We start from the raw sequence: 15,313 nt of genomic DNA, 5'->3' as shown, positions 1-15,313 counted from the left end.
ATACATGCCCTATTGGAAAGTTAAAATGACATCCGGTTTTCAAATAAAAACCCTGCTTCATCACTTTGAACGTGAGTGGCAGGGTTTCCGATTAAAGGGTAAATAAATGAAATATTTTGATGCGGATTATACCTTTTCTGTTACTGCTGTGAATCGCTTTAAGAATGTGAGTATTTTTTGATAGACGGCAATTTCATTTTCTTTTTTGGAAAATCCATGTCCTTCATCTTCCAGAAGCATATAATCGACATCTCTTCCTTTATCCTTCAACGCCCGAACGATTTGATCTGATTCTGATTGGACGACACGGGGATCGTTTGCTCCTTGAATGACAAGCATTGGCTTTATCATGGATTCTAGATAGGTGATTGGCGAATACTCGATTAGTTTTTCTTTATCATTTTCCGGATTTCCTACCCACTGATCCATGACTGGCTTCCATTCTTCTGGAACGGAATTGATAAATGAGAAGAGGTTGGATGGTCCGAAAATATCGACAACCGCTTTAAAATAATCCGCATGTCGTCCGTGTAGCAGAAGTGCCATATACCCTCCGAAGCTTCCGCCCATCAATAGAATGTTACCTTTTTGTGCATGCCCTTGGTTAATGAGCCAATCAAGGCCGGCTACATTATCAAGTCTTGGTCCATTTCCCCAATCTCCTTCCACCATTTTCGTGAATTCCAAACCATAACCAGTAGAACCGCGGAAGTTTGGCGCAAAAATACTGTAACCGTGATTCAGGAAAAATTGAAATGATGCCCTAAAGGACTTCCGTTCTGCCGCTTGAGGACCTCCATGTGGCCAAAAAATGACTTCACCATTGTCATTTTCCCTTTTTGCCCTAAAAAATAACGATTCGATCTCCAGGCCATCAAAGGAAGGGTATGTAATGATGTCCGGTTCAACCAAATCATCGGAATCGACGCCAGGAACTGTATATTTGGTTAATGATACCCACTCATCACCTGTTTTTTTATAGATATTATGAGGCCTTGTTGCGCTCATGCCAAATAAGTATAGCGTGCCAGATGCAGCAACCTCAAGTTTATTAATGACGCTGCACGGCACGGGGATATTTCTCCAATCTTCATTTTGCAGATTGAATTCATATAATTGATCCTCTACACCCTTTTGACTGGTTATATATAATAGTTGATTCTCTTTACTATATTTAATGGCAGTAAAACTCTCATTCTCCAATTCTTTAACTTTACTGAATTTATTTGTTTCAAGGTTGTATGAAGCCAAATAAGTAAAGTCCGAATCATAATCAGTCAATAAATATATCATCGAATCCGAAACAAAAACACCATCATTCACTGTGTGTTGTTTCTCGGATGGCGGAGTGAGCAGGATATCTTCGTTCCCTTTTTTTGCATAGAGAAGGGTATATGTATTAGCAAAGTGTTTATAGTAAAGTAAGGTTTCTTCATCTGGGCTGAAGCCAAATAAATAGGTAGCTGCGTCTTTCCCCTTCAGTACTAGCTTTTCCTGTCCTGATTCTAAATCTAAACAATAGGAATTTAGAAAGGTAGGATTTCCTCTGGATGTCGTGTAATAGAGCTTTTTACTGTCATTCGATAATTTTGGCATGAAATTACGTGTATTTTCATGATGGACGATTTCCTTCATTGTCCCGCCATTCAAAGGAACCCCGTAAAACTGGGTATTTTCATTACCGTCTTGATCGAAACCAGCAATTATAAACCGGCTCTTCTTATCATATATCAGCTCTTGGCAGCTCTGATCAATGGATGTAAGCGGATAAGGAAAAGAGTTTGGCAAATCCATTCCCCATAAATTATACTTGCCGCTCAAATTGGTACTGAAAACCAGATGTTTTTCATCTGGACTTACAGCAAAATCAGCAATGGAAAAGGTTCGTAAAAATTGCTCAACATCAGGTTTGGGAAAAGTGATCATCATTGGCAGCCCCTCACATTTATAATATAAAGAAAAATCTGTAATTAACTATACCATATTTTTCCTTATTGGTATACGTAAACCTTCCGTTTATGGAAGTAGGGAATTCTAATTCATTTTTCGTTATAAAACTTATATAACTATTTTTCTAAGCCTCTAATCAGGAATAAACGTTTCTTCCGATGTATGCTAATCTTAAGTCATCGGGGCATCATCCTGTCATCCGACAGAATGATGGAAAAGGCATGTTCAAACAAGAAAAAGGCTTAAGGGCATTGGGCTCTTAAGCCTTTTAAGCATCAATCGATATATCTTCTTGCTCCCGCATATTCCTCTCCGTATCCCGATGTTTTTATTTCATCTATCCTTACATGTGTAGAGCTGTTAGGAGAATGGATCATTTTGCCATCACCTATATACATTCCGACATGATGCACCCTTCCCTTCCCTTTATCATAGGCAAAAAATAGTAAATCACCTGGTTGAAGGTTTTCTTGCTCCACCTTTTCTCCATGTTGTGCCTGAATGGAAGAGTCCCTTGGGATCGTTATTCCATTAGCATGGTACATTGTATAGGTAAATCCAGAACAGTCAAATCCAAAACCGGACATTCCGGCCCAGAGGTAAGGAAGTCCTAAAAACCCTTTTCCTGATTCAACGATGTCCTTACCGGTTGGAGCTGGTATTTGCTTTTCATTTTGATAGACGGAAACATCCTGCGTTTCTATCCACTTTGCTCCATTACTCGGTGTCATCACCTTCACTTTATCCTTTTTAACCTGCAATAGCGGTAGGCGGGTATCGAAGCTGACCTCCATGAATTTGGACCGAATCTTAGAATCCGAATAAAGCCAAGCCTTCGGGGCATTTACAAGGGCAAATCCTCGTTTAAATTGCTTCTCAAAAGAATTTCCATCTTTTAATTGTGCTTTTGGCATCCATCCTGGATAACCTATATCATTTCTGGGCGTCGGTTGGTTGGCCACGGCTACTTTCACCCATTCACCCCGTTCTTCTAAAATCGTCACTTTTGAACCATATAATGCTTGTGTTTCCAAGTTACCCACAAGCCACAGCTTGTCTTCATAATTCATCGAGCCGATCCAGGCATTCAAATCAACGGGATTCGATGCAGAAGGAGCATCGATTTCCCTTAATAATCCCGGCTCCGTCCAAAGAGTTGCCACGGCTACATCTACATAGGCAATTCTCTCCTTCTCTCTTGAACTAGCTTCATTCGGACTGAATGTAAAAATGCCAAAAGCAAATAAAGATAGTACTACAACGGTTAACCTTTTCAAAATAATCACCCTTTCGAATTAGTTTTTATTGAGTAAAAGACACTATTGTATTAATAGTGCCTTTTCCAACAGATTATTTCAGCCTTCATAAGGATCATATTTCGCATACATATCTTTTCGGCGATTACGATCTTTGAAAGTGGTCGCCGCACCATTGGTTCGATTCTCATATAATTCGTCCATATCGACCGTACCGGTAATGATTGTATGTTCATTCATTATCGCCTCTGCTACTATTCCATTTGCTGGCCAAGCGCTGTCACAGGGACTAAGTATACTGGCACGGCCGTATCCGTTCGGAAGGGGTGACCCAGGTTCACCAACAGTTGGGCAATGAACAAAATATACCTGATTCTCGATTGCACGCGCATGTGCGCAATGGCGAACTCGCCAAAAACCAGCCTCTGTAAATGTGTATGATGGGCAAAAAATGATGTCGGCCCCATTCACTGATAATATCCTTGAAATTTCAGGTATCTCGGCTTCATAACATACCGCTATTCCTATCTTAACAGGACCTACGGAGTAAACTTCCAAATCATCACCTTCAGAGGTATGCCAATTCGCTTCAGCAGGAAAGATATGAGTTTTTTTATGCTCAACGACCGATCCGTCTTTATCAAAAATGTATGCGATATTGAAGTATTCATTTTCGCGGCGTTCCAGATGCGTGCCCGCAATGATGACCTGCTTTCTTTTTCTGGAAAGTGAACTGAAAAGATCTTTGTATTGATTGGTATATTCATCAATCCTGATAACGGACGAAGCATCTTGTTGTCCAAAGGCCGCTGATAACCCGATGGTTAACAGTTCAGGAAAAACGATATAATCCGAGTTTTCGGGAACTTGGGTGATCAAGTCTTCTACTTGTTCCTGAAATTCATTGAAGTTTGACACTTTTTCCACTCGAAATTGACAAGCCGTTATTTTAATTTTCACAAAACCCCTCCCAAATCATGCTTCTTATTCCATTTGCCTGGTTAAAAGAAAATTAGGATATCTTGTCCAGATCATTCCTTTCGGTCTGTTGCATAGAGATATGTTTAGTCAGTGCACTTACAATGAATGTTACTAGTATATTAAACAACAAAGCTATGAGGCCTGTACTGATATCATTAATTACATGTGGGGTATCCGGCAGGAATGTAGCAACCTTCACATCTGCAATTGTCGCATATAGAACAATCAGGACACCTGCCAATATCCCTGCCATTGCACCATACTTATTGATTATATTGGTTTTTGGTAAACTGCAAAACAAGGAAGGTGCCAGTTGTGTAATCAAACTGTATGACATGATATTCAAGATGGCCAAAGCCTCGCCGCCTGTTACCGTTACAATTAAAGCAATGATTGAGATACCGATGATGATGATCCTGGAGACAATCAATTGATGTGATTCAGTCGCAGCAGGGACCAGAACTTTGTAAAAGCTATTTGTCAGACCTACCGATGCAGCCATTAGCATGACTGAAGCCGGTACTAGGGCCGTCAATAAACCTGCAGCTCCGATAACCCCTATCACCCATGGATCGAATGTTTGGATCGCCAGCCTTAAAAGTGAGAGATCCCCATCAGCTCCTTGCAAACCCGGGATTTCCATGATGGCTGTAAATCCGATGAAAAAAACGAATAGCAGTAACAATGTGTACAAGGGTAACGCAATCGCATTTTTGCGAAGGGTCCTTTCCCCATTGGACGATAAAACGACCATGAATGTTTGTGGCAGCAAATAAAAACCTAGTGCATTCAGCAAAACGGTGGACACAAACCATGACTGACTCAATCCCTGATCTGCCAAAACCAACATTTCCGGTTTAGCAGCTTGCACGGTCTCGAACATAGGCTGTATGCCTCCGAAGTAATGAACTGGAATGTAAATGCCTAAAAAGATAACGACTACCAAGATCATGAAATCTTTCAGTATGGCTGTCCATGCTGATCCATGAATGCCTGAAATCATTACATAGGTAGTTACGACAACAGCACCGATCACACTTGCAGCAACTGGAGAAATTGCTCCATAGGATGCTTCGGAAACAATGATACCTAATCCTTTGAGCTGTATGACTATGTACGGCACTAGGGCTAAGCTTCCCAATACTGCCACGATCATCCCCATTGACCTGCTTTTATATTTAGATGCAAAATACTCTGGCTGAGAGATGATGGAATGGCGTTTTGAATATCTCCATATTTTAGGGACGAGCCAATATGATAGGACATAGGCTAAGAAAATATAGGCTGGAACATAATAAGCAGCGGCACCTTTTGAGTAAGCCCATCCACTTCCGCCCAGGAATGTAAAAGTTGTATAAATTTCACCTGCTATCAAGAGAAAAATGAAGAATGTTCCGAAGCCCCTGCCCCCTACGGCAAATTGCTCCATGTCCATATCCTTCCCATTTCTTGCTTTTATCCCTAAATAAAGTGCCAGAACCAAGAAGATGGAAATGATGAGTAATGATATATTCATTCAGAATCACTTCCTTTATTATCAGGATCGAACTTATACACAATCATTAAGATGATCGATGCCATGACCATCCAAAATGCGACCCAAAATAACAAAAAAGGCATCCCCAATATGTACGGTTCTATTTTATTTGCATAGGACAATAAACCTAAGAACCCTATAAATGGAATAAAAAGCAATAGCTTAATAGCATTCAAATTATACCCTCCCCTAATTAGGTTTCCGAAAAAGGATCACCATCAGTCAAGCCTGGGTTCAAACTGAACTGATGGGTTTAATAGCATCCGTGGCTAACTGTCATTAACTGCTTACAACCAATTGTATATACGTCTTAAGGAGACTGGATGGCAAGGACCGTTTCCAATATAACATTGACTCCTTTTTCACAATCTTCCCAAGTAGTAAGTTCCTCTTCACAATGACTTTTACCGTTGATGCTTGGTACGAAAACCATGGCAGTCGGTATATAACTGGCTATAAACTGCGCATCATGTCCTGCACCGCTTACCATTCTCTTATAGGGTAGACCTAATGTATTGCTCGATTGCTCTAGCAAATTGCAAATGGACTTGTCGAACCAAACGGTATCCCTGTCCCATAATTTTTTCACTTGGATGTCGCATCCGCCTTCTGAACCTGTAGTTGTAAGGCTTTCAATGATTTCCTCCACCTTTTCGATGACATTTGAATCCTTATGTCTCGCTTCTAGCGAAAATATCACTTTATTAGGAATAACCGTATGGATATTGGGAAACACATTTACCCTTCCCATCGTAAAAACCAAATCGTCTTCAAGCATGCCTAGCTTCTGACGAGCCTCCATAATCAAGGTATTCGCAGTGAAGAAAGCATCTTTTCTCATATTCATCGGGGTGGTACCGGCATGATCGGATTCTCCAGTAACTTCTATCTCATAGCACACCATGCCAAGGACACATTCAACGACACCGATCGTTAGTGATTCACGTTCAAGAATCGGACCTTGTTCAATATGCAATTCTAGAAATGCAGTCGCTTCTTTTAAACGATTCTCTATATCCCCTGCATATCCAATGGCATTCAAAGCACTTTCGAAAGTCGTTCCGACACTATCCGTCTTTTGCAGCATGATGGATTTTTCGAATTTACCTGAAAGAACTCCCGAAGACATCATGGAAGGTTCGAATCTGGCTCCTTCTTCGTTCGTAAAATTGACGATCATTACCGGAATTTTAGGTTGGATATTATTTTCCACCAGAGTCCGCACGACTTCCAAGCCTGCAGCTACTCCCAAGATACCATCAAACCGCCCTCCCTTTTTTACGGTATCCATATGTGATCCCATCACAATTGGGGGGTTGTTTTCAAGTCCCGCTAATGTAGCGTAAATATTCCCCATATCATCAACCTTAATGGTCATACCCAATTCTTTACAGCAAGCGCAAAAGTAATCACGGACCAATCGGTCTTCTTCGGAAAGGGAAAGCCGTGTGACTCCATTGTTTTCTGTCCTTCCAAAATCAGCAAATTTCTCGAGCGTACGACTCAGCCTCTCACCATTAATTAATAATTTTTGCTTTTTCATAGCGAATATCCCCCTTTTAGATAACCTGCTAAATTCTACATGCGTTCGCTTAAGCCAAAAATGAAAGTGAAGGTATTTGTTGTTTTAAGATGGTTACGCTAGATTTATATTTCTACTAATGTTCCCCTATGATAAAGGATCTCCCCATTCAAAATCGTTGACTCAACTTTCAAATCCTTGATATTTTGGGAATCCACTTTCAATATACTATCATTCAATACTACTAGATCGGCCAGCTTGCCTGCCTCCAGGCTGCCTTTGACATCTTCATCGAAACTCGCGAACGCGCCATTCCATGTGTATAGTTTTATGGCTTCCAATACGCTAATAGATTGAACCGGACCTATTTTCGTACCAGACCTGCTTGTTCTATTAACAGCAACGTGTATACCTAATAAAGGGTCGTGATCAGTTACGGGAGCATCGGAACCTCCTGCGGCCAAGATGCCATTATCAATATAATCACGGGCGGCGTACATGTGGTTGACCCTATTGCCGTAGTGTTCAATATATATATCGCCGAATTCATAAGGAAATGGGGGGTTGGGGATTGGGATGACTCCAAGTTCTTTCATCCTCATTTGTAAATCTGGAGAAGATATTCCAGCATGCTCGATTCTGTGTCTATGATCTTTTCTGGGCGATTCATTCAAAGCCTTTTCCACGCAATTCAAATACATCTCTATCGCTTTGTCGCCTTGGGCATGGACTGTGATCTGATAGCCTTTTTTATGTGCCAGCCCTAATACTTGAAAGATCTCCTCTTCCTTATAATAAAGAATGCCAAAATTGCCAGGATCACTCGAATAAGGCTCACGGGTAGCGATTGTCGGACCGGTACTGCTGCCATCCGTAAACAATTTAGCTGGTCCGATTTTGAATCTTTCGTCCCCTGTTCCGGTTATGACTCCTGAATCCACCATTTTATTTACAAATTCATGAGAATTATTCAATGAACCGACCATCGCATAAATACGGACACGAATATCCTTATTTTTTATGGCCTGCTGCATTAAACGGAAACTTTCAGGACCATGGGCACCAGCTTCATGAATGCTTGTTATGCCTGCTGCGATGAAATGCTCCGACGCTAATTTCACTGCTTTCAACAGTTCACTTTCTGAATAACTTGCTCTATCGGCCATCATCATATTTGCAGTTTCAATGAGTTTGCCTGTAAACCTACCCGCGCTATCCTTTTCAATGATCCCTCCAGTCGGATTCCCTGAGCTCTCATCAATTCGGGCAATCGCTAACGCCCTGCTATTCACCACACTTATATGGCTGCATGTACGGGTTACCATGATGGGATGGTCTTTTGAAATAGCATCCAACTCCGCTATTGTAGGATAACGTTTTTCTTTCACGGCGGTTTCATTGAAGCCCCAAGCGCGGATCCACTCACCTTTAGGGATCGTCGAAGCTTTCTTCTTCAGATCGATCAATAAATCTTCTACAGATTTGATATGTTCAGCTTTACAACTTACTGCCAATTGATTGACACCGTACAATATAAGATGAATATGAGAATCGATAAACCCGGGAAGTAATGACTTCCCCTGCAAATCAATCACATTTGTTCCTTCTCCGATAAATACCTTGATTTCATGATTCGTACCGACTGCCGAGATACGATTATCTTTAATTGCCAGGGCTTCTGCGACTTCATTTTTTTGATTTACGGTTATGACCTCGCCGTTTATGAACACGATATCAGCTTTCATCAAACAACACACCCCTTCCTTATTGTTTCACCCTCATTACTACGTCCTCTTCCTTTGCTTTCTCCAGTCTTCACTTATCGGAATATTCTGTTTTCAACAGATTCATTATATCCACACCAGATTTAGAAATCATTAGACAAATAGTCAAAAATTTCATCGTTTTTTTATACCTTTTATATAATTAAGTCTTATTTTCAATGATTTGTTGATCCAGTTCCCTTTTATCACGCAATAGTATTTATAATATTCCTAAGGCGTCTATAACCAATAAAAAAAGGGATAGGTATAGCTGCTGCTATGCTTCCCCATCCCGTCTTTCATATTTTTACAATCCATTCAATCTTCCGATAATGCCAATGGTCAAATACTGTTTGTTGGCATTAAAATCCCAAGTCCAGTAGCGAAGGCTTAATTCGCTTTTATCCACTTTTTCAATAAATGTTTTCACTCCAATCAATGCTGCCCCATAACCCACGTTCGAGGCCAATGCAAAGATGGCATTCAACCCTTCATTGATTGTATCCATATACTCAGGTTCGATTTTCAAGATATCAGTCCATGTAATGCAGAATCCATTTTGCTTGGTGCATTTAGAAATAGAGTGATTCATTTTACGTACGATTTCATCCCTTAAATCCAAAATTCCATTCTTAATCTCTTCTGCGTCTTTTTTCTGATATTGGTGTTCATAATCAGAAAGCAGTTCCTTGGCCCAATTATAAAATAGTTGGGTATAGATGGCGGAGGTTGCCACGATATCAAAATCATTATAATAATTAGCAAAAACACTTTCAGAAAGCTGGCCTAACCGATTCTCGGTTTCCTTTAAATATTGAATGATTCCTTTTGCCGTTTCACCACGATCCAGCATGGAAGATAGATGGTGATCAAAATCCACTTTATCGAGGCCTGTTACATCGATTTCTACAAGTTGAATTTTCTTCCGGGTCCGTTCAGGCAAATTAGCCGTACCCTTTTCCATACTTTCCATATCAATATCAAATAAGTATATGGAGTTGCATTTAGTCGCCAGATACTCCAAATCCAAATCATCGCAATTGCCTGCACCAACGATAGCCACTTTTTCTGCGAACTCTTTTTTCGAAAAAACGGCATCGAATAGCCCTGTAACCTGGATACGATGCTGTTGCCACCGCAACTTCCTGTATTCATCCCGATTATGATTCATTTTTCTTTGATAGATTTCCAAGTCAATCTCTCCCTTTAGGGTACTAACCATTTATTTATTGTAACAAAGTATCCCGATATTTTGGAGGGCGGGCAATTTAGATTTCGCACCGTGAAAAGATCGGCTTAAATTCCATAGTAAAATGAGCGATAATAATGTTAGAATAATATGGTAATTATTGATAAGTAGCTTAGATTACAGGAGGGTGTTCCTTGAGCAAAACAAAAAAGATTTTACTTACTTTACTTGGTATTTTTTCAATCATCGTCGCCGGAGTGGTGATACTTGTGTTTTCATTCACACAGAGTATGAAAGCAGATCCCGCTGAAGAAAAGAAGGTCCGGGATCAAGCAGAACGATATTTAGGGAAAACTTTTGATGGCGGGACCGAAATATATGATGTCCTATACGATAATATGGGAAACCGGGGCTATTTTGAATACGCAGCTAAAGTGAAACATGAAAAATATGATACTCAATTTCTAGTTTTCTTTAATGATGAAACAGGGGAAATGGAGGATACATTCATATCTGATAAATGGCAAGATGATGCAGAAAAAGAAATCAGGCCTTATGTTGAAAAAGAACTTGGTGACGTATTGATTTCCAAGGAAATGGGAGATATTGCAGAGAGTGATGAGTGGAAGGAGATTCAGGAAGAAATAGGCGATCGTAATCAATTACTCTTGGTCTTTGATGAGGCAATCGGGAAAGAATTGAAGATTGATCCGAATAAACCAGCCAGCTATAAAGATTACGATGTGTCCCCAACCATTCGGATTACCCTTTCACGTAGTAAACAGGACGCAGATGAAGACCGCTTTACCGAAATTATCAATGCCCTAATTAAAGATGGCGTCCTTAAACATGGAACTATGATTGTAGAATATATTAATACCAATGGTGTGCCACTTGAAGATGAAGAATGGAGGAAAAAGTTTTAAAACCATCATATAGTTTAACGGTAGGTAAAGAGCAGCAATCCAGCCTGCCGCTCTTTACCTTTTTTTACGGGAAACAAACCCTTTGATATGAATACCTCCCAGTTCAAACTGCGTCTAAATACAAAGTACTCATTGAGTTAGATGAAAAAAATTCGTGAAATTCTTTTAAGCTACTAAATATTTTTAGTCTTTTTTTATATATTCCATATAAAAATGAAAAATCCTTCCATGCATTTCAGGTAAAACCGCTCTTTTTCATGAATAAATGTAACTAGTAAAATATATTCAATATCTTCTGAATCTTCCCCGGCCATAGATTCCGTTTGGTAGCGCTATCACTTCCATTCTTGGGATAAAAATCTGAAAAAACGCAGTTTTAAAGGGGTTCAGCCAACTTTCCTTATACCCCTAATGGTAATAAATCCTTTTCATAAATAATCAATAGTAGGAAATTTAACCCAAGACTTTTACCCTTTTCTCAATCGTATAAATATTCAAAAAAATGTCGAGTTGAGTCATCTATCCTTTTACCCTTATACTAGGGTAGAAAAATCGAAGGAGGAATTACACATGAAGAAGGAAATTTCAATTATTGGTGTTCCAATGGATCTTGGTCAAACTAGAAGAGGAGTGGATATGGGGCCGAGTGCCATAAGATATGCAGGATTGAGTGAAAGACTAGAAAATATTGGCTATACTGTCCGTGATGAAGGTGATATTAAAGTAGAAATACAGGAAAGAGCACAAAGTGATATCGACACAAATTTAAAGAATCTGCAGGACGTAGCAGAAGGTAATGAAAAATTGAGTCAAAAAGTGGATGAAATCATCCAATCCAATCGGTTTCCTTTAGTATTAGGAGGAGATCACAGTATAGCAATCGGGACATTAGCAGGTTTAGCGAAGCATACTGAAAACTTAGGTGTAATATGGTATGATGCACATGGAGATTTAAACACTGCCGAAACTTCCCCATCAGGAAACATACACGGTATGTCCCTAGCCGTAAGTTTGGGTCTTGGCCACCCTGCACTGACTAACATCGGCGGATATTCTCCAAAGGTCAAACCAGAGAACATTGTCATCATTGGTGCCCGTTCTTTAGACCAAGGTGAGAAAGAGTTAATCAGGGAAAAAGGAATTAAAGTCTATACGATGCATGAGATTGATAGAATGGGTATGACAAAAGTGATGGAAGAATCGATCGCCTATCTTAAAGAACGTACGGATCTTGTACATTTATCACTTGACCTTGATGGTCTTGATCCAGATGATGCACCTGGGGTCGGTACGCCTGTAATGGGAGGAATTAGCTACCGTGAAAGCCATCTTGCCATGGAAATGCTGGCTGAAGCTAATATCATTACATCGGCAGAGTTTGTTGAGATAAACCCAATATTGGACGAGCATAATAAAACGGCTGAAGTAGCTGTCGCATTAATGGGCTCATTGCTTGGGGAAAAATTATTATATGGAGCGGAAGATCATATCACTCCTGATTTATTGGCTCATGTTAAATAATCGGACTCTATGATTTTGATAGAAATATAGAGAGTTCGTTAAAGTGATGCTCCATAGGGAAAAGCCCATACTTCTTTTATGAGCTTCTTCCCATTGGCGGATAATCGACATGAATCAATTTACATCCCTAGTTTCCTGACGCTTGGCTTCTCTTTCTTTATTAAGCGGCGCTTTCGAAATAAATTCTGCATAGGTACCTATGTTCATTGAATCATGCTTTTTTAATGCAGAAGTAATCTCTTTTCGGAGGGAATTCGACATCATCTAAGAATCAAAATCAAAAGCTATTAGACTTGTAAGAACACAAATTCCCTAATAACGTCCCAACATAAATGAAACCGTTTGCACCCATCAGGTAAAGGAGTTTTTCAATGAAAACAGCAGAAAATCAACCAAATGAATTAAAACGGAGCATGAAAGCAAGACATTTATTTATGATTTCAATAGGGGGATGTATTGGTACGGGCTTTTTCATTGGTTCAGGCTATACCATTCATGAAGCAGGAGCCTTCGGTGCTATCCTCTCTTACATAGTCGGCGGCTTCATCATGTATTTAACGATGCTTTGTCTAGGTGAACTATCCGTTGCCATGCCTGTTTCCGGTTCGTTTCAGACATATGCGACTAAGTTCATCGGTCCTGGAACCGGTTTTGCCATCGGATGGCTTTACTGGTTAGGTTGGGCCGTAACAGTTGCTTTAGAGTTTTTGGCGGCAGGACAGCTTATGCAAAGATGGTTTCCTGAATCACCCGTTTGGATGTGGTGTGCAATCTTCGCTTTTCTCATCTTTTCACTAAACGCCTTATCAGCAAAGGCATTTGGAGAATCGGAGTTTGTTTTTTCCAGCATAAAAGTATTGGCCATCATTCTTTTCATCATCGTTGGCGGTGCTGCTATGTTTGGAATGATTGATATGAAAGGTGGACAAGAAGCTCCATTTTTCTCCAACTTTTTCGCTGAGGGTCTTTTCCCCAATGGGATATCGGCCCTGCTAATCACAATGATTACAGTGAACTTTTCCTTCCAGGGCACAGAATTAATCGGAATTGCCGCTGGAGAAAGTGAAAACCCGGAAAAGGTCATACCAAAATCCATCAAACAAACGGTTTGGAGAACCCTTTTCTTCTTTGTTCTTTCGGTCACTGTACTTTCAGCGATGATCCCAAGGGAAAAAGCCAGCATCTCAGAAAGTCCATTCGTTGTTGTACTAGATAGTATCGGAGTTCCGTATGCAGCTGACATCATGAACTTCATCATTCTCACAGCACTATTGTCAGTGGCGAACTCCGGTCTTTATGCTGCGACACGTATGCTCTACTCGCTCTCAAGAGAAGGTATGGCAAGTCCGAAGCTCGGTTTGGTGAATAAGAGAGGGATTCCGCTTAATGCCTTGCTTATCACCCTTGCAATTGCCGGTTTGTCTTTACTTTCAAGTGTAGTAGCTGCAGACACAATATTCGTCTTTCTTCTCTCCCTTGCAGGATTAGGTGCACAAATTGGCTGGATTGCCATATCTGCTAGTCTTCTTGCCTTTAGAAAATCCTATACCCGCCAAGGTGGAAAGATAGAAAATTTGAAATTCAAAGTTCCGCTATACCCATTCATCCCCATTCTTGCCTTACTAACAAACTGCATCGTCATGATCAGTTTAGCGTTTGTTCCTGAGCAGCGAATGGCCCTTTATTGCGGGGGAGCATTCTTCCTTGGATGTTATGCGGTTTATCACTTAAGAGTGAAGAAAAACAAGACCATAGAAACGCCCAAGCAGGAAGTTGAATTAAATGCCGGTAAAAAAATGGTCATTTAATCTAGAAAGCTTCGTAGTATAGTAAATGGTGAACAGCGATCTTTACAATCCATCAAGATAGCTGTTCAAAGAAGAAATACCCTGGATGTTTACACACCCAGGGTATTTCTTTTATTTAATATGGCTACCCAATGGTAAACCGCTTTCCAGCTTTTTTAGTTCCCTAACCATACCCTGTCCATAATAATACGCATATAATAGGAAGTTAAATTTCCAGCCCATCTCGGCAATAAAAACAAGTATGAAAACAAAAAAATCATCTTAATCGATGATTTTATATTGTACAAATTCTTTTAATCTTGGCAGGATTGGCTCTAAAATTTCCTTGGCTATGTAATCGGTATCCAATCCAATGAAGCGTTCACTTTCCATGTCGACCGATCTCGCATTTTCCGGGTCATTACAAAAAATAAACGTTATGATCCCGTTATCTTCCGTCATATCTACATATTTAAATGTAATGTCATGTTTCGTAAGACAACTTTCAAACGCAATGCACAATTCATCTATATTTGATTGACTAATAGATGTGAATTTCATATTGATCATCCCCTCTGCTAAAGGATAGCAAAATAAAGCATGAATTTCAAAGCGAAATTCAAGTCCCATTCTTATGTTCATGATTCATCTGACTCGATCGACCAACGAATATCACCGTATGAATCCTTTTGATGAAGATGGCATGGCTAATGATTTTCCCATTAGAAATGAATGTAACCATTCTATTTCCCACCCTTACCCTGATTTAATTTTTTATCTTTCAACAGCGATTAATAAGGATTGCCATAGGCATAACCGCATTTGGTATCGCCGGGAACTGCAGTTCCTCATGAATATTCCATGGCATGTCTCATATCTTT

Annotated in this window: 13 protein-coding genes; 3 read left to right on the top strand and 10 right to left on the bottom strand. The window is 40.0% G+C overall.

Features of this window, described 5'->3' with window-relative positions; genetic code table 11:
• Positions 1 to 126: 126 nt before the first annotated feature.
• From QNH43_RS13320 to QNH43_RS13285, 8 genes are all read right to left on the bottom strand, one after another.
• On the bottom strand, positions 127 to 1,926 hold the full coding sequence (locus QNH43_RS13320; protein ID WP_283918359.1) for a S9 family peptidase: 1,800 nt from the start codon (positions 1,924 to 1,926) through the stop codon (positions 127 to 129).
• Positions 1,927 to 2,225: 299 nt separating this feature from the next.
• Entirely contained in the window at positions 2,226 to 3,236 is a 1,011-nt protein-coding gene (locus QNH43_RS13315; RefSeq protein ID WP_434060173.1) for a C40 family peptidase, read from the bottom strand.
• Between the two features lie 69 nt (positions 3,237 to 3,305).
• Positions 3,306 to 4,166, bottom strand: a complete 861-nt coding sequence (locus QNH43_RS13310; protein ID WP_283918200.1) for a carbon-nitrogen hydrolase family protein — start codon at positions 4,164 to 4,166, stop codon at positions 3,306 to 3,308.
• A gap of 52 nt (positions 4,167 to 4,218) precedes the next feature.
• Positions 4,219 to 5,703, bottom strand: a complete 1,485-nt coding sequence (locus QNH43_RS13305; protein ID WP_283918199.1) for a sodium:solute symporter family protein — start codon at positions 5,701 to 5,703, stop codon at positions 4,219 to 4,221.
• The gene (locus tag QNH43_RS13300; RefSeq protein WP_076369134.1) at positions 5,700 to 5,900 is read right to left on the bottom strand and encodes a DUF3311 domain-containing protein; all 201 of its coding nucleotides are present in this window, start codon (positions 5,898 to 5,900) and stop codon (positions 5,700 to 5,702) included. Before QNH43_RS13300 ends, QNH43_RS13305 begins: the two co-directional genes overlap by 4 nt.
• 134 nt (positions 5,901 to 6,034) lie before the next feature.
• Positions 6,035 to 7,267, bottom strand: a complete 1,233-nt coding sequence (locus QNH43_RS13295; RefSeq protein WP_283918198.1) for a Zn-dependent hydrolase — start codon at positions 7,265 to 7,267, stop codon at positions 6,035 to 6,037.
• Between the two features lie 104 nt (positions 7,268 to 7,371).
• A complete protein-coding gene (locus tag QNH43_RS13290; RefSeq protein WP_283918357.1) occupies positions 7,372 to 8,991 on the bottom strand; it encodes an amidohydrolase in 1,620 nt (539 codons plus the stop codon).
• Between the two features lie 325 nt (positions 8,992 to 9,316).
• On the bottom strand, positions 9,317 to 10,201 hold the full coding sequence (locus tag QNH43_RS13285; protein ID WP_283918197.1) for a hypothetical protein: 885 nt from the start codon (positions 10,199 to 10,201) through the stop codon (positions 9,317 to 9,319).
• 191 nt (positions 10,202 to 10,392) lie between these two features.
• On the opposite strand from QNH43_RS13285, the gene QNH43_RS13280 reads away from it, so the two are divergent.
• The 3 genes from QNH43_RS13280 to QNH43_RS13270 all read left to right on the top strand — a co-directional run bounded on the left by QNH43_RS13280 (position 10,393) and on the right by QNH43_RS13270 (position 14,453).
• Positions 10,393 to 11,124 (top strand): hypothetical protein, encoded by a 732-nt coding sequence (locus QNH43_RS13280; protein ID WP_283918196.1) that lies wholly within the window; start codon positions 10,393 to 10,395, stop codon positions 11,122 to 11,124.
• A 570-nt stretch (positions 11,125 to 11,694) separates the two neighbouring features.
• The gene (rocF, locus tag QNH43_RS13275; protein ID WP_076369130.1) at positions 11,695 to 12,645 is read left to right on the top strand and encodes an arginase; all 951 of its coding nucleotides are present in this window, start codon (positions 11,695 to 11,697) and stop codon (positions 12,643 to 12,645) included.
• A gap of 371 nt (positions 12,646 to 13,016) precedes the next feature.
• Positions 13,017 to 14,453, top strand: coding sequence for an amino acid permease (locus QNH43_RS13270; RefSeq protein ID WP_283918195.1), 1,437 nt, complete (start codon positions 13,017 to 13,019; stop codon positions 14,451 to 14,453).
• A gap of 261 nt (positions 14,454 to 14,714) precedes the next feature.
• On the opposite strand, the gene QNH43_RS13265 is transcribed toward QNH43_RS13270, so the two are convergent.
• Both QNH43_RS13265 and QNH43_RS13260 read right to left on the bottom strand, forming a co-directional pair.
• On the bottom strand, positions 14,715 to 14,993 hold the full coding sequence (locus QNH43_RS13265) for a hypothetical protein (RefSeq protein WP_283918194.1): 279 nt from the start codon (positions 14,991 to 14,993) through the stop codon (positions 14,715 to 14,717).
• A gap of 58 nt (positions 14,994 to 15,051) precedes the next feature.
• Complete coding sequence (locus QNH43_RS13260; protein ID WP_283918193.1) at positions 15,052 to 15,174, bottom strand: hypothetical protein; 123 nt, start codon at positions 15,172 to 15,174, stop codon at positions 15,052 to 15,054.
• Positions 15,175 to 15,313 lie beyond the last annotated feature (139 nt).

Source organism: Peribacillus simplex (assembly GCF_030123325.1).
GTDB classification, from domain to species: Bacteria; Bacillota; Bacilli; order Bacillales; family DSM-1321; genus Peribacillus; species Peribacillus simplex_D.
This window is presented reverse-complemented; position numbering and strand designations above follow the sequence as displayed.

What these genes read in the sequence shown, in the direction of transcription:
- QNH43_RS13295 (WP_283918198.1), bottom strand. Translation starts at nt 7,267, where the DNA reads ATGAAAAAGCAAAAATTATTAATTAATGGTGAGAGGCTGAGTCGTACG.
- QNH43_RS13260 (WP_283918193.1), bottom strand. Translation starts at nt 15,174, where the DNA reads ATGGTTACATTCATTTCTAATGGGAAAATCATTAGCCATGCCATCTTC.
- QNH43_RS13270 (WP_283918195.1), top strand. Translation starts at nt 13,017, where the DNA reads ATGAAAACAGCAGAAAATCAACCAAATGAATTAAAACGGAGCATGAAA.
- QNH43_RS13305 (WP_283918199.1), bottom strand. Translation starts at nt 5,703, where the DNA reads ATGAATATATCATTACTCATCATTTCCATCTTCTTGGTTCTGGCACTT.
- QNH43_RS13320 (WP_283918359.1), bottom strand. Translation starts at nt 1,926, where the DNA reads ATGATCACTTTTCCCAAACCTGATGTTGAGCAATTTTTACGAACCTTT.
- QNH43_RS13265 (WP_283918194.1), bottom strand. Translation starts at nt 14,993, where the DNA reads ATGAAATTCACATCTATTAGTCAATCAAATATAGATGAATTGTGCATT.
- rocF (WP_076369130.1), top strand. Translation starts at nt 11,695, where the DNA reads ATGAAGAAGGAAATTTCAATTATTGGTGTTCCAATGGATCTTGGTCAA.
- QNH43_RS13290 (WP_283918357.1), bottom strand. Translation starts at nt 8,991, where the DNA reads ATGAAAGCTGATATCGTGTTCATAAACGGCGAGGTCATAACCGTAAAT.